General features: G+C 41.2%; 25 protein-coding genes. 9 read left to right on the top strand and 16 right to left on the bottom strand.

Features of this window, described 5'->3' with window-relative positions:
• Positions 1-35 precede the first annotated feature (35 nt).
• Together H6614_09930 and H6614_09925 are read right to left on the bottom strand one after the other, a co-directional pair.
• Positions 36-1,013, bottom strand: a complete 978-nt coding sequence (locus tag H6614_09930) for a DUF58 domain-containing protein (protein ID MCB9243983.1) — start codon at positions 1,011-1,013, stop codon at positions 36-38.
• A 48-nt stretch (positions 1,014-1,061) separates the two neighbouring features.
• Positions 1,062-1,736, bottom strand: a complete 675-nt coding sequence (locus H6614_09925) for a tetratricopeptide repeat protein (GenBank protein MCB9243982.1) — start codon at positions 1,734-1,736, stop codon at positions 1,062-1,064.
• 71 nt (positions 1,737-1,807) lie between these two features.
• Between H6614_09925 and H6614_09920 the strand changes: the two genes are divergently transcribed.
• Complete coding sequence (locus tag H6614_09920) at positions 1,808-3,202, top strand: DUF2851 family protein (protein ID MCB9243981.1); 1,395 nt, start codon at positions 1,808-1,810, stop codon at positions 3,200-3,202.
• Here the strand turns inward: H6614_09920 and H6614_09915 are convergent.
• The 11 genes from H6614_09915 to H6614_09865 form a co-directional block, all read right to left on the bottom strand.
• Positions 3,199-4,965, bottom strand: coding sequence for a BamA/TamA family outer membrane protein (locus H6614_09915; GenBank protein MCB9243980.1), 1,767 nt, complete (start codon positions 4,963-4,965; stop codon positions 3,199-3,201). The two genes, H6614_09920 and H6614_09915, sit on opposite strands and share 4 nt — an antisense overlap.
• Positions 4,966-5,268: 303 nt before the next feature.
• A complete protein-coding gene (ccsA, locus tag H6614_09910) occupies positions 5,269-7,542 on the bottom strand; it encodes a cytochrome c biogenesis protein CcsA (GenBank protein MCB9243979.1) in 2,274 nt (757 codons plus the stop codon).
• Between the two features lie 14 nt (positions 7,543-7,556).
• A complete protein-coding gene (locus tag H6614_09905; GenBank protein MCB9243978.1) occupies positions 7,557-7,697 on the bottom strand; it encodes a CcmD family protein in 141 nt (46 codons plus the stop codon).
• On the bottom strand, positions 7,697-8,356 hold the full coding sequence (gene ccsA / locus H6614_09900; protein MCB9243977.1) for a cytochrome c biogenesis protein CcsA: 660 nt from the start codon (positions 8,354-8,356) through the stop codon (positions 7,697-7,699). Before ccsA (H6614_09900) ends, H6614_09905 begins: the two co-directional genes overlap by 1 nt.
• A 9-nt stretch (positions 8,357-8,365) precedes the next feature.
• Positions 8,366-8,785 carry a hypothetical protein gene (locus tag H6614_09895; protein MCB9243976.1) on the bottom strand — a complete coding sequence of 140 codons (420 nt, stop codon included), beginning with the start codon at positions 8,783-8,785 and terminating at the stop codon, positions 8,366-8,368.
• Between the two features lie 64 nt (positions 8,786-8,849).
• A complete protein-coding gene (locus H6614_09890) occupies positions 8,850-9,518 on the bottom strand; it encodes a heme exporter protein CcmB (protein ID MCB9243975.1) in 669 nt (222 codons plus the stop codon).
• Positions 9,515-10,138 carry an ABC transporter ATP-binding protein gene (locus H6614_09885; protein ID MCB9243974.1) on the bottom strand — a complete coding sequence of 208 codons (624 nt, stop codon included), beginning with the start codon at positions 10,136-10,138 and terminating at the stop codon, positions 9,515-9,517. Before H6614_09885 ends, H6614_09890 begins: the two co-directional genes overlap by 4 nt.
• Before the next feature lie 14 nt (positions 10,139-10,152).
• Positions 10,153-10,638 (bottom strand): acyl-CoA thioesterase, encoded by a 486-nt coding sequence (locus H6614_09880; GenBank protein ID MCB9243973.1) that lies wholly within the window; start codon positions 10,636-10,638, stop codon positions 10,153-10,155.
• Positions 10,628-11,425, bottom strand: coding sequence for an outer membrane protein assembly factor BamD (gene bamD / locus H6614_09875; GenBank protein ID MCB9243972.1), 798 nt, complete (start codon positions 11,423-11,425; stop codon positions 10,628-10,630). The genes H6614_09880 and bamD overlap by 11 nt, the downstream gene beginning before the upstream one ends.
• Positions 11,426-11,450: 25 nt before the next feature.
• Positions 11,451-12,071 (bottom strand): hypothetical protein, encoded by a 621-nt coding sequence (locus H6614_09870; protein ID MCB9243971.1) that lies wholly within the window; start codon positions 12,069-12,071, stop codon positions 11,451-11,453.
• Positions 12,072-12,099: 28 nt separating this feature from the next.
• The gene (locus tag H6614_09865; GenBank protein ID MCB9243970.1) at positions 12,100-13,383 is read right to left on the bottom strand and encodes a Glu/Leu/Phe/Val dehydrogenase; all 1,284 of its coding nucleotides are present in this window, start codon (positions 13,381-13,383) and stop codon (positions 12,100-12,102) included.
• 220 nt (positions 13,384-13,603) lie between these two features.
• On the opposite strand from H6614_09865, the gene H6614_09860 reads away from it, so the two are divergent.
• The 7 genes from H6614_09860 to H6614_09830 all read left to right on the top strand — a co-directional run bounded on the left by H6614_09860 (position 13,604) and on the right by H6614_09830 (position 19,775).
• Positions 13,604-14,254: a hypothetical protein gene (locus H6614_09860; GenBank protein ID MCB9243969.1), complete on the top strand. Its 651-nt coding sequence runs from the start codon at positions 13,604-13,606 to the stop codon at positions 14,252-14,254.
• 28 nt (positions 14,255-14,282) lie between these two features.
• Complete coding sequence (gene sucD / locus H6614_09855; protein MCB9243968.1) at positions 14,283-15,392, top strand: succinate--CoA ligase subunit alpha; 1,110 nt, start codon at positions 14,283-14,285, stop codon at positions 15,390-15,392.
• Entirely contained in the window at positions 15,393-15,746 is a 354-nt protein-coding gene (folB, locus tag H6614_09850) for a dihydroneopterin aldolase (GenBank protein MCB9243967.1), read from the top strand.
• Between the two features lie 5 nt (positions 15,747-15,751).
• A complete protein-coding gene (gene folK, locus H6614_09845; GenBank protein ID MCB9243966.1) occupies positions 15,752-16,261 on the top strand; it encodes a 2-amino-4-hydroxy-6-hydroxymethyldihydropteridine diphosphokinase in 510 nt (169 codons plus the stop codon).
• On the top strand, positions 16,236-16,910 hold the full coding sequence (locus tag H6614_09840; GenBank protein ID MCB9243965.1) for a deoxynucleoside kinase: 675 nt from the start codon (positions 16,236-16,238) through the stop codon (positions 16,908-16,910). Before folK ends, H6614_09840 begins: the two co-directional genes overlap by 26 nt.
• Positions 16,911-17,124: 214 nt before the next feature.
• Positions 17,125-18,228 (top strand): glycosyltransferase family 9 protein, encoded by a 1,104-nt coding sequence (locus H6614_09835; GenBank protein ID MCB9243964.1) that lies wholly within the window; start codon positions 17,125-17,127, stop codon positions 18,226-18,228.
• Positions 18,225-19,775 (top strand): Ppx/GppA family phosphatase, encoded by a 1,551-nt coding sequence (locus H6614_09830; GenBank protein ID MCB9243963.1) that lies wholly within the window; start codon positions 18,225-18,227, stop codon positions 19,773-19,775. Before H6614_09835 ends, H6614_09830 begins: the two co-directional genes overlap by 4 nt.
• Here the strand turns inward: H6614_09830 and H6614_09825 are convergent.
• Positions 19,772-20,623 (bottom strand): enoyl-CoA hydratase/isomerase family protein, encoded by an 852-nt coding sequence (locus H6614_09825; protein MCB9243962.1) that lies wholly within the window; start codon positions 20,621-20,623, stop codon positions 19,772-19,774. The genes H6614_09830 and H6614_09825 overlap by 4 nt on opposite strands.
• A 226-nt stretch (positions 20,624-20,849) precedes the next feature.
• On the opposite strand from H6614_09825, the gene H6614_09820 reads away from it, so the two are divergent.
• A complete protein-coding gene (locus H6614_09820) occupies positions 20,850-22,187 on the top strand; it encodes a T9SS type A sorting domain-containing protein (protein MCB9243961.1) in 1,338 nt (445 codons plus the stop codon).
• A 56-nt stretch (positions 22,188-22,243) separates the two neighbouring features.
• On the opposite strand, the gene glmM is transcribed toward H6614_09820, so the two are convergent.
• A complete protein-coding gene (glmM, locus tag H6614_09815) occupies positions 22,244-23,620 on the bottom strand; it encodes a phosphoglucosamine mutase (protein MCB9243960.1) in 1,377 nt (458 codons plus the stop codon).
• Between the two features lie 2 nt (positions 23,621-23,622).
• Positions 23,623-24,381, bottom strand: coding sequence for an NTP transferase domain-containing protein (locus H6614_09810; protein ID MCB9243959.1), 759 nt, complete (start codon positions 24,379-24,381; stop codon positions 23,623-23,625).
• Between the last annotated feature and the right edge of the window lie 53 nt (positions 24,382-24,434).

Genomic DNA, 24,434 nt, shown 5'->3' with positions numbered 1-24,434 from the left:
TGAGGGATTTATAATACGGAAGGTGGTGTAAGAGATTACATCACCTTTCTTCTTTTATTGAGATAGCCTAAAAGAGCCTTGTCGTATGGAGTGTCCGTAGAAAGAAGAACATAGTCTATACGGTTATTACGGAATTCCTTTTTGTAATTCTCCACGAAATCTTTCATCGCTTCGCGGTAGGCTTTTTGTATAGCGAAGGGTTGTGAAAAAAGCTCTTCCCTGGTCTCAAGGTCAACAAGGGTCACCGGGCTTCCATCAAGAAAGCTCATTTCCACAGGATCCAGCACCTGGAAGACTATCACTTCATTCATCTTATAACGAAAATGCTTGAGCGCGTTTATTACTTCCGTCGGATCATCGAATAGATCACTGATAACTATTACGAGCCCGCGCCGGTTGATCTTAGATGCTATTTCATTCAAGCACCGTGCTGTTCCGGTCTTGTTTTCCGGTTTAATGGAATCGATATCCTTTAATATAAGCCTTAAGTTCGAGTTTGTAGAGCGAGGCGGTATGTATGAACGGATAGCAGTATCATAAGTAGTAAGTGATATAGCATCGTTCTGCTTAAGCATCATATATGAGAGCGACGCGGCAAGGTAAGACGAGTATTCAAGTTTTGTAAGTCCTGTCTTCCCTTTTTGGGGATTATCTTTCTGATCTTTTCTGAAAATCCTATCCATCACCCCGCCGGAAGATATAGCGTTTGCCGACGAGTAATCCATAGATCGGCTGATATCGAGGAGTACGTAGGACTTAAGGTTGGTTTCCTCTTCGTATTGCTTGATGTAATAACGCTCGGAGCGGGCGACAATTTTCCAGTCGAGGTGGCGCAGATCGTCACCGGGCATATACTGCCTGTGCTCGGCAAACTCCACACTGAATCCGTGATAAGGTGATCTATGGAGACCAGTTAAAAACCCTTCGACGACAAGCCTGGCTTTGAGGTCGAGCCCCGATAGCCTGGCTATCACCGAAGGGTCTAAATATTTTCTATAATCTGTATTTGACATCATTTAATCCGGTTCCGTCTTACATCCTACGCATCGAGAACAACTTTGTTATTTATTCTTCTGTTCCTTTTCGTCGTTTGACTTAGTTTCGCCTTCTTTACCTGTTGGCGGTTTTTTTGTTTCCGTTTTTTGCTCGTCTTTGGGAACCTGCTTTATATTACTACCTTCTTCTTTCTGAGGTTCCTTCGTCGGCGGATTATTCTTTTCATTCTCCATGATCTTCTGCTCGATAAGCTCTTCGACGGATTTGCCAGATTCGAGCACTTCGATCATCATCTTTGCGGATTCGCTCATCTTTTCATTGGGGTCTGTATCTTCCGGGAATTTGGCGAGAAATTCTTTATATGATTTCACAGCATTGTCCTTGTCCTGCAACTTCTCATCATAAGTGAACGCAACCATGAATAAAGCATTCTTTCCTTCTTTTGTGTCAGGGAATGCAGCGTATAGATCACGGTAAGCCTGAATACCTGATTGGAAATCGGTAAGGTTTTCCATGTAAATTCCGGCAATCTGATTATATGCGAAAATGGCGTTTTTTGATTGGGGATAATTCTTTATCAGCTCTCTAAAAGTGGCGATCGATTCCTGGTATTGTTTGTTTTCCAGTTCGGTTTGTGCTTTATTAAGATATTCTTCTTCGGTCATCTTTTTTTCACCGCACGAATAAAACACTATGGCAGCCAGCAAAACAACCACCAAATTGATTCTAAATTTTTGCATAATTTTTAGTATTTTTAATTAGTTATTAGCCGATAAAGGAATTAATTTATAAAAATCCCATATAAATATTAATGGAAAAACTAAATCTTAATGAGAATTTCATCTCAAGGATATGGGAAAATCCCAGTTATTACAAGGATATAAGGACTACCGACGGGAGATTGGTCGAGATCATGGACCATGGAAAAAGGAATACCGATTCCGGACCGGATTACAAAGGCGCAAAGGTAAACATTCACAATGTAATTTATACCGGTGATATCGAGATCCACAGGACAATGTCGGATTGGAAAGCGCACAGACACAAAGGTGACGGCAAATATAATAAGGTCATACTGCAGGTGGTGATGTGGGCGGATGAGAAAGAGAAAGGTCAACTCCCAAAAGCAAAAAAATCACGCGAGATACCTACAATAATATTATCCGAATTTCTTACTTCATCCATACATAGTATCTGGAAGGAGATAATCGATACTCCTTCAGAGAGATTTACTCTGCCGTGCTACCCGGAAGGAACTACCGTCGATAATAATATAAAGAAAAGCTGGGTGGAAGAGCTCAGCGTAGAAAGATTAAGATATAAGACACGAAGAATAAAGAGCCGGTTGGAAAGAATGGTTAACCTGCGGACAGAGAAGGCAAAGTGGGAGCAAATGCTGTTCGAGTTTATTTGTGAAGCGCTGGGATATTCTAAGAACAAGGAGCAGTTCAGGAAGCTCTCGGAAAGGATAGATGTAAGTAAAATAAAACGGTTGAAACTGTCGCGAATGCAAACGGACGCGCTTATGTTCGGTACGGCAGGATTCATGAAAGAGCTGAGATACAAGGATGAGTACATCACGAAACTCAAAAAGAGCAGAGAGGAAGTAAGAAAGAAGCTCAATATTGAATCCATGGATAAGTCGGAATGGCACTTCTTCAGGCTGAGACCGGCTAACTTCCCTACTCTCCGGCTGGCTTATGCATCGGCGTTATTATATGAGATAGCTTACAAGGATTTCTTTAAAGAGGTCGTCTTATCCTTTGAAAAGAGCGATAAGCCTACTAAAAAGATCGGTGAAATATTCTCCTCTATCGAGCCGAATCCATACTGGATGGAGCATTATAATTTCGGGAAAGTAAAGAAGAGAGCATCAGATGTATCCATCGGGAAAGACAGGATAACGGATATATTGACAAATGTGATACTGCCTATCCTTTTTCTTTACTGTAAGGTATTTAATAAAAAGGAACTTGAGGATAAGGTACTTGATGCTTACCTGTTCACCAAGAAAACTTCAGGTAATGAAGTGACGAAAGTAATGGAGAGACAGCTGGATTTCAGGATACGGTCCATATCACAGGAGCAGGGAATAATACAATTACATAATTTTTATTGCATTAAAGGAAGGTGTAATCAGTGCAAGATCGGCAAGGAAGTATTCGGCAGCAAAATAAATGAGCCTTTGAGGATAATATTGTATTAGAAGTTATTCACCAGACCAAAGTGAATCTTGCCGTCAAGTAAGCCATCGCCTTTACCGAGCGCGTAGCTGACACCGATCTGTCCGAGAGCCGTTTCAATCGTAACACCGAGCCCGTAGCCGAAGATGAACTCGTTTTGTTCGGGGAAGTTATTCGCAGGGTCAGCCGGACGCTCGAAGTACCCAAAATCATAAAAACCGAAGAAATAATTCCTGCGCGAAACCGCAAGTCTGAATTCGAGATTTGAATATGCAACACGAGAAGCAAGAAACTGCTCCTCCCTGTAGCCCCGTACCGTTCTCAGACCGCCTATACGGAATAGGTCGGAATCCTCCAGCCTGTCGCCTCTCACTTCACCTGCAAAAACCCTGAACAACAATGCGGTTCTTTTGAAGAATGAGAAGTAATTATACAGATCGATGGTGTATTTTTGTATAGAGTAGTTTTCTTTATAGCCGAGCGAGTCGAGCTCGTCTAGATTGAATATCTTTTTGTCACCGTAAAGATAGCTCGTCGTGTAATGCTGACCGGACGATGGGAAATAAACATCATTCCTGTTATCAAACTTTATCTCGATACCCGAAATAAGAGTACGGGAATCAGCTATAATAAAAGGAGATGAAGTGTTATCAGCCGGAATAATCCTGTCATACCCGAACAACCCGGATACGGTGAACTTCTCAGACAATAGATAGTCACCTTTTAGATCAACTTTTCTGCGAGTGTATGTTGTATCCTGTATTCGCTGGAGAAAGCCAAGACCAACATTCACAGGATAAGAAAACAAGAACGGTTCGTAATAAGCAAACTGAAGCTCCTGCGTCTCACGTACCTCCTGCTGCCAGCGCGCTTCGATCTTTCTGCCGGTACCGAAGAGATTCCTGAATGAGAGGTTCACCAGCCCGGTGAAATACCCATCTTCCTCATTATCGGCAGGAGGTACGTAACCGATTATGCCGTCGAAGGTGCTTGTATTACCCTCGACCACTTCAATGAGCAGACCGGACTTATTCTTGCCCTTGATCGTATATATCTTCGGGGGTTTTACTTCTTTGAAAATGTTCAGCTTCTCGAGCCTGTCCTGGAATTCCTCCAGCTCTTCATTTGTAATATACTTATCTTTACCGAGCCTCAACTCGCGTAAGATGACGTCATCATTAGTAACGTCGTTTCCTTTTATCCTTATCTCGTCTATTTGCACGCGCGAGTTTTCATCAATGTCTATATCTATCTCGAGTTTCTTTTTTGCGTCGTCGTCATATATGGAAATTCCCGTTATCGTCGCTTTTGCAAAGGGAAGTCCCTGCAATTCATAAAACGAAAGCATCTCGGATATATCGACGTTAAGTGTATTCTCATCCAGTACATCGCCGGGTTTGGTTTCGAACAAGCGTAGAAGGCGCGCGTCGGAAAACCTGCTATTGCCCTCCAGCACGATCCGCCCAATCTCGACACGTTCACCTTCGTGGATGTAAATATCGATATTCGCATAAGACGAATCCGAATCATAATATACGATGGAGCTGTCTATTTTCGCAAAAAGGAAGCCGTTACGTTTGTAGCTTTCCCTGATTGAGATGAGATCAAGGTCGAGCTGTGATGGTATAAAATCTTTGTCCTCCTTTAGCACCATAAAATTAAAGAGGTCACCTTTATTGAAGAATTTATTTCCATGGAAATCTATTCCGGTGATCTTTGCCTGTGAGTAGATATATGGACAGGAAAGCAAAAAAATGGCTGATATTAGCAGGAATCGGTGCTTCATCTTCATAAAATATCTATCCTTATAATTAATATAAAATAAAAAAGGTTTCCTCAAATAAAAGAGGAAACCCAAGCATAACTTAAGGGAGGTTTTACTAGATTAAAAGAACGAAAACTTCATTTTTAAACTCCCAAAGTAAGTGAAGATGAAGTGAGAGATTGAGTAAGTTCAGTGTTTTCTCTCAATTCCTAACTACCATTAATATAATAGAGTTAGTATGAACACCTAATAACTTACTTAAAATAATTGATATAAACAAGCGTAAAAACAAAAAAATTTGCTCTAAAAAAAGAAGTCGAAAAGTTAGGATTTTAGCTCTTTTCGGCGCTTAATAATGGATAAAAGGAAGCCAAGTACCATAATAACAGTACCCGACCAGAGGATATTAATGAAAGGTTTTATTGATGCAGTTAAGACAAGTGATTCGGTTTCAGTAGAATTATTCTCTTTTTCGGTATCATTTACTACAGCAATGGTAGCTGTCGCACCGTCTTCTGCGCCGGGATCATTTACATTCATCTTTACCAGGTAAAAGTGAATGTGATCAACGCCTGACATCGATGCAGTTTTGTATTCGGGGGTTCCGTTAGCGTATTTTACTTCAGGCATTATCGTTTCGGTGAACTTTCCATCGGATACTTTTATTTTTCCACCGACGGTAAAGTTACCGCTTTGAACTTCAGCACCGCCCATTTGAATACCGCCGAAATCAAAATCGATAAACTCGACATCCATACCACCGATCTTTTTTGTTTCACCTTTATGAAACTCATAAAGATCTTCCTGCTTGAATGCTTCCGGCTCCACAAGACCCATTGGTGACAGATAAAGATCCCGCGTGAAAAGATTTGCAATGTCGGGGTTCTTCATTACGCCATTGGAGAACTTGCTGAAATACATAATGGGCTGGAGCAGGAACTGTTTACCGTCCTTTTCCACCATCACGTTGAAATGATATTTGGTGTCGGTTTGATTATTAGGATCGTCGAACTCGGTCGCGCCAAGATAAGTAAGCCTGTAGCCAAATGCATCTGCAGGTTGATTTAGCGGGAGCGTGATATTAACCTCTTCGCTGTAACGTGAAGATGCTATTACTCCAAGGAATAAGAGCGCTATTCCAATATGGGCTGTGAATGCTCCGCTTACGCCTTTCTTTTTCATGATGCGGTTCACAAGGAATTCGCCGTTGACGAAGAACGCGAACAAGGCGGCGAGCGCGAAAAGTCCAAATAGAAAATCCTGAACGCCGATTATAACAAGACCGACTGTTACTATAACAGCTAGTAACAACGGGAATAACAACTCACGGAAGAAATTCTTTTCGTCGGTGGTCTTCCATTTTAGAAGTATACTGATGCCGTTAATAAAAGCAATCAGAATGGCAATTGGCAGGTTCATCCTATTATAAAAATCCTGATCAATAGTACCGGATTTAAGTATGGGCCAGCTTGTTCCCGCAAAGACCACAATAGCCGCGGCACATAAGGTCAGGGAGCCAACAAAGAGCGCTGATTCACGTGTAAGAAGGTGACTCTCACCTTTAGACAAAGCTTTTAATTCTTTGAACCTGTATGCAAAAGCAATAATAGATATAAGGATAAACACTCCTATGAATGCAAGAAGGGACCAATAGACCATCCATCCCGGATCTACGAAAGAGTGTACGGAAGAATCGCCCAGGATACCGCTTCGTGTAAGGAAGGTCGAATAAAGCACTAGCAGATATGCCAGGATACATAAAACAAGGTTAGTCTTTTTATATCCGCCGGTCCTCTTCTGCGCAAGGAAAGTATGAATTGCCGCAACGATGACTATCCAGGGAATGAGCGAAGAATTCTCTACCGGGTCCCACGCCCAGTAGCCGCCCCATCCGAGCACGCCATACGCCCAGTAACCGCCCATCATGATGCCAAGACCAAGTATTCCGCCCGCGAATAAGAGCCATGGCATTGAAAACTTGATCCAATCATCGTATTTATTCTGCATCAGGGTCGCAATGGCAAAACAGAATGGTACAGACATAGCTGAAAAGCCTGTGAACAGCGTCGGAGGATGTATCTGCATCCAGAAATTCTGCAATAGAGGATTCAATCCCCTTCCGTCGGGAGGAATGTACCCGAGGGGGACTTCGGGGAATGATTCCCAGACATAATTGAACGGGGACTTCAATATTAATATAAAAGTAAGGAAAGCAAGAATGAGACTAAACACACTCATAACCTGCGGCTCCAGCCTGTCACCTTTACGGACGTAGTTCAGGAGAAAGAGACCCACCACTGAAGTAAGAAGAGTCCACAGCATAAAGCTTCCTTCCTGCCCGGAATAAAATGTGGACATAAGGAGTCCAAGCCCAAGCTCACGATTGCTCTGCTCCCATACATAAGTAAACTGGAATTGGTGAGTAAGTATATTATACATCTGGAAAGCTGAAATAGCCAGAATAAATATCACTGAGGATATAAAGAAAATACGTGCGTACTTTATAAGTTTATCTTTTCCCCTGTGAACTGAAAAGAAGCTTATCCCAGAGGTTACCGCGAGTGTAAAAGCTATATATACGAGTATCTTTCCTATCATAAAACTATAAACAGTTAATTCTCCCTTTCGAGTTTCTTAATTTTGGCATCGATCCTGTTCAATTGATAAAATATACCAAACCAGATTATCAGCACTATCACAAGGACTATATAAACATCATTTATGGATAAAAAATCGTATAGAGAATCGAACATTAGATTATATCCTTTTTATTTTTTTCATAATTAAGTTTCTCAACCCGGACTTTGAGATTATATATCCAGAAAAACAGGAGCGTGAACGTGAACAGCGAGGTAAGAAATATCGTCAGCATTTTTCCATCCATGTGTATCTTTCCCGATGAATTCACAATAGGATCCGGGTGGAGGGATTCAACTATCCTCGGCATAATGAAAACAAAAAACGGTACAGTAACAAAGGCAATGATGGCATATACAGACGACAGTCTTGCCTTTCTATCGGGGGAGTCGATGGATGACCTCAGAGCAAAGTATGCGCCATATATCAAAAGCAGAATGAAAATCGACGTCTGCCTCGGATCCCAATTCCAGAAAGATCCCCATGTGAACTTAGCCCAGACAGAGCCTGTCACGGTTGCCAGAATACAAAATACAAATCCCATCTGCGCAGCCGAAGCGGCTTTGATGTCATTAATGATATCCTTGCCACGGAGGTATTTGATGGAATATATCATCGACATAAAAAATGCTACTACTCCTATCCAGGACATCGGTACGTGGAAATACAACACACGCGCGGTGTCTTTGAGGGCAGGCATGTAGGGGATCTCGACAAGGAATCCGGCAATAATGACACCCGTCATCAGTACGAATAAGACTATTCTGAATATAATATTCATATACTATATCTCCGTTTCGGGAACAGGCTTCCCCATTTGTTCGTATATTTCTTCTATCTTATCTTTGTTCATCTTAGCTTCCTCGTTACCCGGATCGAGCTTTAATACTATTCTGAAATATTTTAATGCCGATTTATACTTGTCTTTGGGCGGAAGCTGGGCATCATACATCAGGTACATTGCAGTCTCCATACATTTCTTTTCGGCAGAACTCTTTGAGTTATCATTGGGAGTTTCTTTGTACTTAGCGTATTCGAAATCTGCTTCCTTCATCAATCTACCGGCGTCCTGATCGCCTTCCGAATCAAAACTATGCGGGGCATTCTTGTCTCCCGATGGCATCTCCTGCTTATCCTGTGTATTACATGAGAAAAATAGAAAAACGAAGAGGATAAAAACTACCGGATAGATTTTAAAACGCATAATGTTGATTTATACAAAAATTACGAATTACATAATTATATGAAACACAAAGCGGATTCTCTAATTAATCTTCCCAAATAAAACTAAAAAGCAAGACGGACGTAGTCAAAACCACAATAGAATATGATATAAGGATCATAAGCTCACCGGAAATCGCCCCCAGAGAAGCTCCGTAACTTGCTAATTTTGATGCATTTATAACCGATAACAGTAAGGGTAATAGTATGGGAAATGATAATACAGGATATAATGTACCCTTTGAATCAGCTTTTGCTATAATAGAAGCAATGACAGTAGAAGAGACAACCAGTCCGAAATTCCCAAGAATAAGGACGACAACAAATGAGAGGATATTCTGTATCTCAAAATCCATGATCGCTATAAATAGAAGGATCACCATAATGTTTAATGCGAAACTCAGCACGAGATTATACAAGAATTTTCCAAGGAATATGTCAGTGGGTTTAGCAGATAGCTTAAGTGCGAATGAGGTTTCCTTATCCTCTTCCTTCACAAAGGTTCTCGAAAGACCGCCCGATGAAGCAAAGAAGATAACAACCCACAGCAGACCATTCAATATATCCTTCTCAACTTTTTCATCACCAACAGCAAATCGTATTATTGATATTGTTACAAGTACGAACATAATGAGCGCGTTAATGACATAGCGCATCCTAAGCTCAGAGCGAAGGTCTTTTTTAAAGATCAATATTGCCGAGCTAAATCCTTTCATCTGTAATCTTCGACGTTAATTTGTTTTTCACAAAGCGCAGCTTCTGCCGGATCGTTTGTAGCTATTATCAAGATGCCCTTTTCTTTTTGTCGTGAAGCTATATTCACAACAACGTCCGACCCTTCCTTATCGAGATTGGTCGTTGGTTCATCCAATAGTAGTATCGCCGGTTTTCCTATCTGCGCAAAGCAAAGCTTTAGCCTCTGCTTCATGCCGGAAGAATAGTTCTTCATCGACTTATTTCTGCTGTCATATATGCCGGCCTCTTTTAGAAGGGTTTCGGTCCTAAAGGCTTCACCGCCTTTTAAGGAAGAAAAAAACTCCAAATTTTCCTGTCCTGTTAGTTCGTCATACAGGTTTAGATAAGGCGCCGCCATGCCCATATATGAATAGTGGTCATCAGCCGGAATTTCTTTTTCTCCAGAATATAATGCTACTTTTCCGCGCGCGGGATGTATGAGATTTGCAATAACTTTAAGCAGAGTGGATTTTCCGGAACCGTTTTTTCCGGTTATGGCAAGGGAACTTCCCGGCGATAACTCCAGGGTGACCCCTTTAAAGAGAGTTTTCCCATAAAATGAATGGGCAAGATCTTCACATTTGAGTAATAATGGGTTCATTATCCCCTTTGCGGTTAATGAACTATGCCGTGTTTTTCACTAAGCCTTTGTTCTCTTCTTCTAAGAGCCTGTTCGTATCTTCTCTTTTCTTCTTCGGACTCAGGTACTATAGGTGGTACGGGCTGAGGCTTCATTGTTTCCCTGTTGATGCTTACGAAAGTAAGATAAGCGCTGTTAGAGTGCAATATTTCGCCTGTCATAAAATTCTCAATCTCTACTTTGACACCAACCTCCATGGAAGTGCTGAAAGCCCTATTTACAGATGCTTTAAGCAGAACAATGTCGCCGAGCTTTATCGGGTGGTGAAAGTTAAGATTATCCACCGCTGCTGTAACGGCAACACTATTACAATGACGGGATGCAGAAAGTGCGGCGGCAATATCAATCCAGTGCATTAGCCTACCACCGAGAAGATTGCCAAGTATGTTTGTGTCATTCGGCAAAACAAGCTCTATCTTTTGAACTTGTGAAGCTTTGACTGTTTTTATCTTAGTTTCCATCTGTTAGTGGAATCCTGCTTTTAATTGTGCTAACTCTGCCCATGTAAGGACTTGAGCTGAATTTCTCTTCAAATCTTATGATCTCTTTTCTTGCGTCTTCGTATTTTTTCCTATCCGAGAGAATAACGATCTTTTCATATAACGCATCATCAGCAAAATCGGAATCGAAGTACTCATTTAATATCTCGTCGTAATAAATAATTGCCGCTTTATAATCATCCATTTTCTTGTAAACCTCTGCACTCATAAATAACTTTTCGGCAAGTTTATCTCTCAGTGCGTCTATCTTTGCCTCGGCATCCGGCGCAAGCGTACTGTTCGGATATAGCTCAAGGAACAGCTGAAAGCTTGTGATCGCATACCTGGTATAGGTCTGATCGAGGTCATATACGGGAGAAAGGCTATAGTAGCACATGGCTACATCGTATCTTGCCTGCTCGCTAAATTCACTCGTGGGATAATTTTTCAGGAAATAATCAAACTCGTATGCAGCAAGGATATATTCGCCGCGCTTATAGTAGCTCATCGCAAGATAGTATTGCGCTTTATCAACTATTTTACTACCTGAAAACTTTACCTTGATGTATGAGAAATCCTGGATTGCCTGCTGATAATCTTTCTTGTCATAATTTCCTTTCGCAATATAAAAGGCTCTTTCGGGATCATCGGTATTTATGTCTGTCTTATCAGCAGATGAACATGAGTATAAAGTGAGTGAGAACATCAACAAAACAAATATACGCATCATGCTAAGCATCCGTGTTGCGTGAATATTTCTATTTATCAAATTGCCGGTTATTTTAAATTAAACTCTATTCGCTTCTTATTACAAAGAATAAAACAATTGTTATCACAGAGGCTCCCAGTAGTACTATTGGGAGTAGATATTTACCCATAAAACTCTCTTCGGGAAGAGACCCCTTTAAAAATCCGTAATTCCCTGACTCTACTCTATTGAGATCGTCAAGCTTGAAATTATCTTTTGAGGATTCCGTTATCTTTTCCGAATAAAGAACTGTGCCGTCGTCTTTTCTAACGAGGCTCACATAATATGAAACAGATATCTCCCTGTCTACCGTTTTGTCACCGAGAACTTTTGACGTGCTGATATTCTTATAACGGGTATTTAACTTGATGCTGTCTATCCTTACATCAGCGAATACACTATCGTAGCCGGACCCATATACCATGTTATACCTATTAAATCTTTGCCTCAGTTTAGTAAGAATATAATCGTCGCCGTCGAGAGCATCACCGAGATTGACCTCGTAAAGATTATCACTGCCGGCAAGTACGATCCGGTTTTCGAGTTCATCAAAGGTTTTATTAACGATATTGTCGTATACCTCGATATTTCTAACAAGAGAACTCTGTGAAAAAACAAAGAACGGTATTAAAAAAGTAAAAGCTATTGATGATAAAATAAGTTTCATTTCATAACCCGTCTGACTCTAGATTATACTAACTATATATACCTCTTAGTTTCAATACAGATGAAACTTTCTGGATCGCATAGACATATGAGGCAAGCCTCAATGTAGTATTATATTTTTCTGCCGTTGCATACACTTTATTGAATGCCTCGGTCATCATCCTGTTTAATCTGGTATTTACCTCGTTCTCTGTCCAGAAATATGCCTGTCTGTCCTGAACCCACTCGAAATAGGAAACGATCACACCGCCTGAATTTGCCAGTATATCAGGGATAACCATTACACCTTTCTTTTCGAGGATCTCGTCGGCATCTGCGGCTGTAGGACCATTCGCACCTTCGACGATCAACTTTGCTTTAATCTTATCTGCGTTTTCCGCAGTGATCTGGTCACCGCTTGCGGCAGGAATAAGTATATCTACATCGAGCTCTAGAAGTTCTTCATTGGTAATATTGGATCCAAAGTTACCTCCTTCAAGAACCTTGTGCTGCGCACAATGTTCGATAGCGAGGTCTACGTCGATTCCATTTTTATCATAGTATCCCCCTGATATATCGCTCACCGCAACAATCCTTACTCCTTTTTCTCTTAGAAGCGCGGCGCTCACCGAACCTACATTACCAAATCCCTGAATAGCGCATGTTGTTTCCTGCGGTTTTAATCCAAGCTTTTCGAGTGCAGCTAGGGTAGCTATCATTACACCTCTGCCTGTTGCTTCTCTTCTGCCAAGCGAACCACCGATGATGGTCGGCTTACCCGTGACCACTCCGGTTACGGTAGTTCTCATATGCATGCTGTATGTATCCATGATCCATGCCATGACCTGCTCGTTTGTATTCATATCGGGAGCGGGTATGTCTGTGTCCGGTCCGAATATTTCCAGCATGTTCGCTGTGTACCTTCTTGTTAACCTCTCGAGCTCTGCCATAGAGAGCTTGCTGGGATCACATTTCACTGCGCCTTTAGCGCCGCCAAACGGAAGGTTAGCAATTGCGCACTTCCATGTCATCCATGACGAGAGAGCTTTCACTTCATGTATATCAACATCAGGCGCGTATCTTATACCGCCTTTAGAAGGACCGAGTATATTATCATGAATAACTCTGTACCCTTCAAAAACCTCGATCTTACCGTTATCCATAGTAACGGGGATAGAAACAATAACCTGCTTGACAGGGTGTTTCAAATAATTATAAAGCCCTTCTTCCAGATTGCACATTGCAGCAGCTTTGTCAAACCTGACAAGCATCGATTCAAACGGATTCGGCTGGTCTTTACGGTAAGGAGCGGGCTCTTTGTATATTGAGGACATATTGTTTTATGAGAACTTTAAAATTTTTTGCAAATTCAAAATTAACACAACCCGTTGCATTTATCAAGTTACTAAATCTTATAAAATCCCATACTTTTAGCTTGTAATCTCTTGATTTTCAATAATTCAGGGGATTTTATAAATTGAATATAAAAATCAAATAAAGTATTTTGAAAACTATAAGATAAGTATTGCATCGGGCAAAAATAATAATGGAATTATGAAATACCTTCCAATAATCCTTTTTTTAGGAGCTTCACTTACATTAACGTCCTGCGGAAAAGAAGAAGACGGAGATTACAAACCGCCTCAAGAATATTCCGCTGATAAAGAAAAGGAACTCCAGGAAAGAGAAGAGTTTCTCAGATTAAAGGAGGAGGAATTGCGAAAAAGAGAACAGATGCTCGATTCAACCGGCGTTAAAACGGATACATCATCAAAAGAGCAGAAAAAAGATTCTGTAAAAACGGAAGAGAAGAAAAAAGAAGAGAAGAAAGAGGACGTTCAAAAAGAAAAAGAACTTAACACACGGCTTGACAACCCAAAAGCTACCATAGATGATTATCTGGAATATATAAAGCGTGGCACAGAGGGTGGAGACTTCGATAAAAACATGTCGGAAGCGAGCAAGCTTTGGAGCAACCGTTCCGTAAACGTTTTTAAAAAGAATTATAAAGATACCGATAAGTTTATAATTGAGTCAGATCCAAAGGTAATATCAAATGATAACAAAACGGCAAAGGTAATGGTCAATTTGAAAACCGTTAATAAGAGCGGAGGAGAGGAAGTGATGTCGGTTACATATATACTAGAACCTGACAGCAAAGGCAAGTGGAAGATCAAAGGCAACACACTGGTAAAGAAACAATAACTAACCATATAAAATACATTTCCAATACATGAGTATTCTTGTAAACAAAAAAACTAAAGTACTGGTGCAGGGCATCACGGGCTCCGAAGGTTCATTCCATGCGGGACAGATGATAGATTACGGCACTAATGTAGTAGCAGGTGTAACGCCCGGAAAAGGCGGTGAAAGATTTCAAAACAAAGTACCGATATTTAATACAGTAAAGGATGCTGTAGAAGCAACAGGAGCAGATGTCTCGGTTATTTTTGTACCGGCACCCTTTGCCGCAGATGCGCTGATAGAGGCTGTAGATGCTGGGATAAGACTGATAGTCTGTATTACCGAGGGCATCCCAACCGAGGACATGATAAAAGTTTATAACCATGTCGAGAATGCCAAAAAGAACGGACATGAAGTAAGATTTATCGGTCCAAACTGCCCGGGAATAATAACTCCCGGTGAATGCAAGATAGGAATAATGCCGGGCTTTATACATAAAAAAGGCAGAGTAGGTGTTATTTCCCGAAGCGGGACGCTTACATATGAAGCTGTGGATCAGCTCACAAAAGCAGGTCTCGGTCAATCCACATGTATCGGGATCGGTGGGGATCCGGTGATCGGGACCAGATTCATCGATGCAGTGAAATTATTCAATGACGACCCAAATACCGACGCGATAATGATGATAGGTGAGATCGGGGGTAGTGCGGAAGAAGAGGCTGCAATGTGGATAAAGAAGAATTCCAAAAAACCCGTGGTTGGATTTATCGCAGGACGTACGGCTCCTCCCGGAAGAAGGATGGGTCATGCGGGCGCTATCATATCCGGCGGAAAAGGAACTGCATCGGAAAAGATCCGGGTAATGAAAAATTCGGGTATAACTGTCGTAGACTCCCCTGCCGATATAGGTTCTACGGTACTAAAGGTGCTGAGCAAGGGAAAGAAAACAGCTTCAAAGTCATCAGCGAAAAAGAAATCAGCAAAAAAGGTTGCTAAGAAAACAGCTACGAAGAAGACAAAGAAAGCGGTTAAAAAGTCTGCGCCGAAGAAGAAGATAGCTAAGAAAAAGTCTGCGCCGAAGAAGAAGATAGCTAAGAAAAAGTCTGCGCCGAAGAAGAAAGTCGTAAAGAAGAAGAGTAGTTCACGTAAGAGAAGGTAATTGACGACCATAAGAATAAATAATGCCAAGTTCTTTGCTTTTCACGGTGTGCTGGAATATGAAAGGAAGTATGGCAACCAGTTTGAAATCGATATAGAGATGGAATGCGACATTGACGGCATTTCGGATGATCTAAATGAGACGGTCGATTACCTTTCAGTATATAACGAAGTAAAGAAAAATTTCGAAAGCAGGACATCCAACCTCATAGAAACGGCTAACAGGGAAATCGGTGAGCTAATCCTGGAAAAATTTCCCAAGGTCATGAAGGTAAAGGTCAGCATAAGAAAACCAGATGCCCCTCTCGGCATCATTGATTCGGTCGAGATAGAAAAAACATACGAAAGAAATTAATTTATATGAGAGTCTTCTTAGGGCTTGGCTCCAATGTAGGGGACAGGCTAAAATTCATCGAGCTTGCCATTGAAAGGATCGGCGCGATAGAGGGAGTTGAATTGACAAAGAAGGCATCGGTATATGAAACAGAACCCTGGGGTGTACAAGACCAGGGATTTTTTTTGAATTCAGCCGTGGAAATAAAAACTTCCCTGACAGCTGAGAAACTTTACAAGGAAATTAAAAACATCGAACAGGACCTTGGCAGAGAAAACCGGGGTAAATGGGAACAGAGGGAGATAGACATTGACCTCCTCTTTTATGGCGATGAAATAATCGACACAGATACTTTAAAGATCCCCCATAACCGTATCGAGGATAGAAGATTTGTACTGGTCCCGCTTGCAGAGTTAGATGCGGAGTTTGTTCATCCGGTATTAAAAAAAAACATTGCAGAATTATTGAGCGAAACATCTGATAATCTTGAAGTTTCCAAATTAACCGAAAATGTTCAGGAAAAGCTTGGAGAATAAAGAAGTAAAGTATATTGCTGTAGAGGGAGTTATTGGAGCCGGAAAGACTTCGCTTGCCAAAAAGCTTTCCGAGCGGCTTAATGCCCAGCTTATTCTCGAAGAATTCGAAGACAATCCCTTCCTCAAAGATTTCTACGATGATCCAAAGAAATTCGCTTTTTATACTCAGATGTACTTCCTATTGAAGAGGTATAAGCAACTGCAGGAAGTTTCACAGGAGACGCTTTTCCATGAATATACTGTTTCGGATTATATTTTTGAAAAGGACAGGATATTTGCGTACTTGAATCTTAATGATGAAGATTTGAAAATATATGAATTGCTGGCTAACCAGATTCAAAAGAACATAACTCCGCCAGATCTGATAATTTATCTACAATCGACTCCGGAAAGGCTTTTCGCGAACATCAGGCACAGGGATCGCGAGGAAGAGCGTCCTATGGCACAGGAGTATTTGGAAAAGCTGAATGAGGCATATAATTATTTCTTTTTTAGATATAAAGCTTCAAAAGTAATGATAGTGAACTCGACCGAGATCGACTTTGTGAACAACAACGACGATTTCGAAAATCTTATAGCGGAAATATTAAAACCGGCGCATTCCTCGATGGAATATTATGACCCGGTTCAAAAACGAATAGCAAAATAGAAAGGATATACGATGTTAAGGTTTATTTTAATACTGGTTGCTTTTTATGCAGTACTGTTTTTTTTGAGAGTATTCTTCAAATCCTATAGAAAATATAAACCGAACCTATTCGGATATAAGCCACAACAACGAAACGATGATGTAAACCGATACCATGGGTACGATAGGGAAAAAGCCGTAAACGCAGAATTTGAAGAAATAAAATAAGCTCCCGGTGTTACTCGGTACTCTAAGATTAATATTAAAAGCCCGCCCACTCACTGCCGGCGATATAGATTATAAAAACGTTCGTAACATCCTTATCGTACGTCAGCACAATCAGCTCGGCGACATGCTCTGCTCTGTACCTCTGTTCGCTTCCCTGAGAAAAAAATTTCCCGAGGCACACATAACCCTTGTAGCATCTCCAATAAATTACGAGATCCTTTTCAGCGATATAAATCCATACATAGATGAGGTTATTACTTATGATAAATCCGGTCCCGGATCTATAAGAAAATTCTTAAAGAAACTCAGGCAAAGGAAGTATCAAATTGGGATTGTACCATCGACAGTATCGCTCTCCCGCACCTCACATATTATAAATGCTTTATCAAGAGCAAAGGTAAAAGTCGGCGTAAAGAGCATCGACGGGAAAAAGAATGATTCGGAATATATGCTCAATATAAAATCGGATTTTAACTGGACCGAGAAGAAACTTCATCAAATAGAAAGAAACCTGGATATTGGAAGGCAGATAGGATGTGATCTGGATCCGGAGGACAGAAGGATAAAGATAGCGCTCTGTGATGATGAACTTAGATTTGCCGAGGAATATGTAAATAAAAACTTCCCCGATAAAAATCGCCCTGTTATCTCGTTTCATCCGGGGGCAGGCAAAGTTCCAAACCGATGGAGTGTGGATAATTTCGTAAGCGTTGCGGAAAGATTGTATAAAGCGTTCAACAATTATATATTAATAACGAGCGGCAAAATAGACGAGTCCGTAACATCCGAAATGAAGAACAAGCTTGAAAAATTGGGAATAGAAAGCGAGGTATTAAAAGATACGCCTGTAAGGAAAGTAGGAGCGGTAATCAAATTGACAGACTTGTACATTACAAACGATACGGGTGTAATGCACGTAGCAGAGGGAGTCGATGCAAAGATAGTTTCGCTTTTCGGTCCCACACATGCATACGAATGGGCGCCAAAAGGAAAATATAACATTCCAATACAATCCAAGAGCGATAACATTAATGATATAACCGTCGATGAAGTTTATAATGCCTCAGTTGATATAATGAACTCAGTTAGAAACAAAATGGAAGCAAAATGAAAGTAGGCGATAGACTGGCTGCTATGGATCTCGGCACAAACTCGTTCCACCTCGTCGTGGCAGAAGTAGCGGGTATGGATCGCTTTAACGTACTCACACGTGATAAGGAAGTAGTACGCCTAGGCACTACACATAAGGATATGAAGCACATTACGCCTGAAGCAATGGAACGCGCATTGACGGCACTAAAAAGGTTCAAACAGGTGGCGGATTCATTTAACGCGAAAATAAGGGCGGTAGCCACAAGCGCAACCCGGGAGGCAAAAAACCGCGAAGAGTTTATTCTCCGCGCCTATGAGGAAACCGGTATCGAAATAGAAGTGATATCCGGTTACGAAGAGGGACGTCTGATCTATTTAGGAGTGATGCAGGCATTAAACGTATATGATAAAAAGATCCTCCTAATAGATATCGGCGGCGGAAGCACGGAATTCTTCCTTTGTCATAAAGGAAACATAGTTGCCGGGTTGAGTCAGAAGCTCGGAGCGGTTAGGCTCACGAATAAGTTCTTCAAAGGTGACAAGATCAAGGAGAGTGTAGTAGAGGAAGCACGAGAGTTTATAAAAGGAGAGATAAATCCTATACAAAGAGAGTTTGCCGGGCACAAGTTTGATATGGCTGTAGGCACATCGGGTACCATGACCAGTGTAGGACTAATGATACTTAAAGAAGAAAATCCTGATGCTGATAAAGAATTTAATCTTAATAATTTCACCTATGACCGGGATTCCTTTTTTAATTTGCTTAAGATCATACTAAAATGCGGGACTACAGAGAAGATAAAAGAAATACCTGGAATGGACGAAAGTCGAGCCGATATTATTGTCGCGGGCGCACTGATACTGGAGCAGGTTTTTGAGGAACTCAATGTAAAAAAGATCACGCTCTCAAGTTTTGCCCTCAGGGAAGGTATTCTCCTTGATACAATACAAGAGGAACTTAGCGGTGATCATCGGGGTCATCTGGATAATGTAAAAGCTAAAAGCGTATTTCACCTTGCAGAAAATTCTAATTATGATAAAGCTCACTCAATTCAAGTAGCTAAACTTGCCGGATTGATATTCGATACCGTAAAAGATAAACTTAAGCTCACTGAGAAAGAGAAAGAATACCTAGAAGCGGCATCTATACTGCATGACATAGGATACCATATATCACACTCAAAACACCACAAGCATTCGTATTACCTGATCCGGAATGCTGAGATGCTTGGTTTTAATGACCGGGAAATAGAGATAATCTCGAACATTGCGCGCTATCACAGAAAGTCACATCCAAAACCATCTCACTATACCTACAATAAACTGAAGGAAAACGACAAAAGGATCGTCCGATTATTAGCGGGTATATTGAGGATAGCTGACGGGCTGGACAGAAGCCACAGGGCGCTTATTACTGACCCGAAGATCTCGTTAAATAAAAACAAACTCACTATCTCAATTAATGTTGATGACGGTATAAGCCCCGATCTTGAGCTTTGGGGAGCTGATAGGAAAAAAGCTCTCTTCGAGGAAGCAACGGGTTATGAAGTCGAAATAATAAACTAACTTCTCTTCTTTTTAGACTCCCTTATCTTTTTATAATCTATCTCTTCTTTGTTGTTAAATGCCTTTATACCCTCTCTTACTTCTTCTGAAACATTATGCAGTGAGAGCCAGTCGCGCGCATGCCCTATGGTTGTATGCCATGAAAGATCCCGCCAGAAGTTTAATTGCTGTTTGGTATATCTGAGACATTCGGGAAGTTTGTTGAAAAGCTTTTCAGCCATAATGTCGACGGCTTCATCCAGCTTTTCATAAGGAACTACCTGATTTATCCAGCCCCATTCCAAAGCCTTCTGAGCTGAGACACGTTCACACAGAAAGAGAATTTCCCTCGCACGCCTGTCGCCCACGATCAAAGGAAGGAACTGTGTAGCTCCCGCTGCCGCAACGCTTCCCCGTGCAGCGCCAACCTGCCCCAGCTCGGCATGTTCCGCCGCGATAGCAAGGTCACAGCTGATATTTAGCTCATTACCTCCACCGACAACGAGCCCGTTAAGCCGGGCAATAGTAGGTTTGCCGAGATTGCGCATAAGCTCGTGAAGCGCGATAAACTCCGCCATCCATTTATAATAGTCGGTCGGGTTACCCAGAAAATACTCCTCCTGCTCCTGCAGATCCGCGCCGGTTGAAAATGCACGTTTACCAGCACCGGTTAAGACAACCACCGCAATATCATCATCCCAGGCAGAATCCTTGAACGCGGTTATCATTTCCTGTATGGTTTCCAGGTTCACGCAATTGAGTTTTTCCTCTCTGTTTATAGTAATGGTAGCTTTGTATCCTGTTTTGTCATATATGATGTTTTTAAAACCCGGATCGCTTTTGATAAAGGATTTGTATTTTTCTGACATACTGTGTATTTGATTTACAATAAAATAACATTAATAATAGATTTTTTTTAGGCATAAAGTGGATTCCGGTTTGTTTGTGATTGACAATTAAAAATTTATTTTCTAATATTAATTAACAAAGGGATTAGCTTTATATAAAGGCAGGGCTATAAATTTAAATTCCAAATGGAATGAAACAGATAATTTATATCCCTGCTATTTTTTTGTATAAAATTAATCTACCACAATGAAAAAGTTAACCAAAATTCTATTCACAATTGTAATTTTATTTTCTGCCTGCCATTTGAATTCACAAACCCAATACAAATGGTTTCCACTTTTGAATTCACCATATAATATTGCCCGATCCGAAGATATTTTCTTTATTGATCCAAATACGGGATGGATCGCAAGGTCGATAGATTCTAATAATATACAACTACCCAACATTTATAAAACTACTGATGCAGGTAATTCATGGGTCAACTTATCAGATACCAATATAGGATACCCAAGATGTATCGGTTTTGCAAATGCCCAGACAGGCTGGATTGGAACTTACCTTGTTTTCCGGGATACGATAGGGATCTATAAAACCACTGATGGTGGGGAAAGCTGGTTTCCACAGCTTATTGGAAGCGTAGCAGATTCGTTTGGTGTTTGCGGAATGAAGGTTCTCGATGAAAATCACGTCTTTGCATGCGGGAGGTGGTACGCCCCGGCAAAATTTTATAAAACGACTAACGGAGGTGAGAACTGGACAGTGAAAGATATGTCTGCATACGCAACAAGGTTAATTGACTGCTACTTCATTACTCCTGATTCCGGCTTTATTGTAGGAGGGTTAGGAACATATTCCGCTGGAAGAGGAGTTGTTCTATTCACTTCCGATGGAGGAGAAAACTGGGTTACAAGAATAACAACTGCCAACACAGGACAATGGGGATGGAAGATCTCATTCCCCTCGAGTGATACCGGTTATGTCTCCCTGGAAAAATCCAGCGGTGTTGGAGGATTTTCTTATTTTCTAAAATCCACAAACGGAGGTGAGAACTGGCAAGAATTAAAATTCAATAATGCTCCCCTCGATGAAGAAGGAATGGGATTTGTAAACGGAAATACAGGCTGGATAGGAGGATGGTGGATGTACACTTACAAATCTACAAACGGGGGTTTTTCCTGGCAACAGGATCCCTGGGGGTATAATGTGAATCGTTTCAGATTTTTCAGTGATACACTTGGATATGCTGTAGGACAGCGCGTTTATAAATATATGCGAGACACTACAATTGGCATATCAACGATTTCAACTGAAATACCAACTAGACCCGATTTGAGTCAAAACTTTCCCAACCCATTCAATCCATCAACAACAATACGATTCCAGGTTCTGGATTATGAGGATACAAAGCTTTCCGTATTTGATGCACTGGGTAGAGAGGTAGCCGTGCTTGTTAATGAAAAGTTATATCCGGGATATTATGAATATAAATTCGACGCAGCCGGGTTACACAGTGGTGTTTATTTCTATAAAATAGAAACCTTACGTTACACCGAAACAAAGAAAATGATCTTGCTTAAATAGTCTTTGGTTAGTAATTGAGGGTAATTAATATGAAAGCCTCCTCTACCAGGGGGCTTTTATATTTTCTTTAACATTAAAAGGAAACGCGATTGAATACCTTCCGCCTCTTTCTCCGTTGGAGCTTCAGTGATTATTCTTATTATTGGTTCAGTATTAGATTTCCTTAAATGTATCCAGTAACCGGGAAAATCAAGCTTCACACCGTCGGTTAATGTTATTCTACAGTCCTCTTTCTTGTATTTTTCCACAACTTTTTTGAGTATTCCATCGGGGTCTTTGACATTTTCCATCTTGTCCTTTGTAATATGGTACTGCGGGAGTTCCTTCTTTTTATAATCGCTAACCTTTCCTTTGTGGTCTGCAAATTCAGATAATACCAGCGCAATCCCGACCATTGCATCCCTGCCATAGTGTAGCGCCGGGAGGATCACTCCTCCGCTTCCCTCTCCGCCCGCCACGGAACCGTTGCTCTGCATTTTCTTTACAACGTTTATCTCGCCGACCGGACTTCGATACACCTTAGCACCGTACCGCATGGCAACGTCTTCCACCGCCCTTGTAGTAGAAAGATTTACTGTAACACTTTGCTTTGATTTCGGTGAATTCTTTAAAACATAATTTACGACCGTCGCAATGGTATTCTCTTCGCCATACGGCTTGCCTTTATCAGTTATGAGTACGAGCCTATCGGCATCCGGATCAACCGAAATACCAAGGTCTGCCTTATTAGACTTAACAGCCTTGCAGAGTGCCTTCAAATTATTTGGAAGTGGCTCCGGCATATGAGGAAATATCCCGCTTCCGTCGCAATACAATGGAATTACACTACATCCTAGCTTGCGCAGTAACTTCGGCACTATCTCTGAACCCGATGCGTTGACCGCATCAACAACAATCTTTAATTTCCGCTTCGCAATCTTTTTCGAGTTCAAAAGCTTTAGCTTAAGAACTTTTGCAATATGCCTGTCAGTCCATCCCTTTTCGTGTTTCAGCGACCCTACATTATCTATGTCGGCATATTTGAAATTCCCTCTCTCCGCAATGGCGAGAAATTTACCCACCTGTTTCACATCAAGAAAAGTACCGTCCGGGTTGAGAAATTTTAATCCGTTCCATATCTGGGGATTATGAGAAGCTGTGATAGAGATACCTCCGGCGGCTTTTGAATCTTCTGTAGCGATCTGTACAGTTGGAGTTGGGGCTATACCGATATCAACTGCATCGAAACCACTCATACGGAGGACGGACACAACTACAGACTGAACCACGTCACCATGCAGTCTCCCGTCTCTTCCTACAATGATCTTATTTGATTTACCGGTCTTTCGGCAATACTCTGCAAAAGCAGATGTGTATTTAACTATGTTTTCGGGAGTGAGACTGTCGCCAACTATTCCCCTAACTCCCGATACCGATGCTATTATTGGAGGCACTTTTAATTGAGATGTTTTTCTAGTTCTTTTAACTGCTCGATGGTGTTAATACCGGTAATTTCTATATTATTTTCTACAGGATACGCCCCGACTTTTTTAGACTTCTCATTCAGATATTTGAAGATGTCGGTAAGGTAATACTCACCCTGTGCATTATCGGTACTCAAACTATCCAGAGCATTCAGCAGTTCACTTGAGTCAATGAGATATATACCTGAATTTATCTCTTTTATCTGTTTCTGAATTTCTGAGGCATCTTTTTCTTCCACAACACCTGTTACATCCATATTAATATCTCTTACTACTCTGCCGTAACCGTGGGGGTCGTCGAAATATGCCGATATCATGCTCGCCTTGTTGCTATTCTCATAGTGAAATTCAAGAAATTCTGATATTGTCTCCGGTTTCAAAAGGGGCACATCCCCGGAAAGAATAAGCACGTCGCCTTTAAAATCCTTAAGGATGTCCCTTGCCTGCATAACGGCATGGCCTGTCCCAAGTTGTTCATCCTGGTGCGCAAATGTGATCTTACCCATGCTATCCGGAAATTCCTCCTCGATAAAATCGATAACGGACTGCTTGTTATAACCTACTACGGCTATAACAAGATCGGAATTGATCTCAAGAGCAAGCTCTATGACGTATTGAATCATAGGTTTGCCGTCGAGTTCAAACATGACTTTGGATTTATTTGGATTCTTCATGCGGGTACCCTTTCCCGCAGCGAGAATTACTGTAGCCAGTTGTCTGGAAGCAAACATATATAAAAAATCCCGGTTGAGTACGGGATAATTTACTAATAGTAATTAAAAAT

Source organism: Ignavibacteriales bacterium (genome assembly GCA_020635255.1).
Taxonomy (GTDB): domain Bacteria; phylum Bacteroidota; class Ignavibacteria; order Tepidaquicellales; family Tepidaquicellaceae; genus JAEYVS01.
The sequence above is the reverse complement of the archived record's forward strand: the minus strand, read 5'-3'. Positions and strand labels throughout refer to the sequence as shown.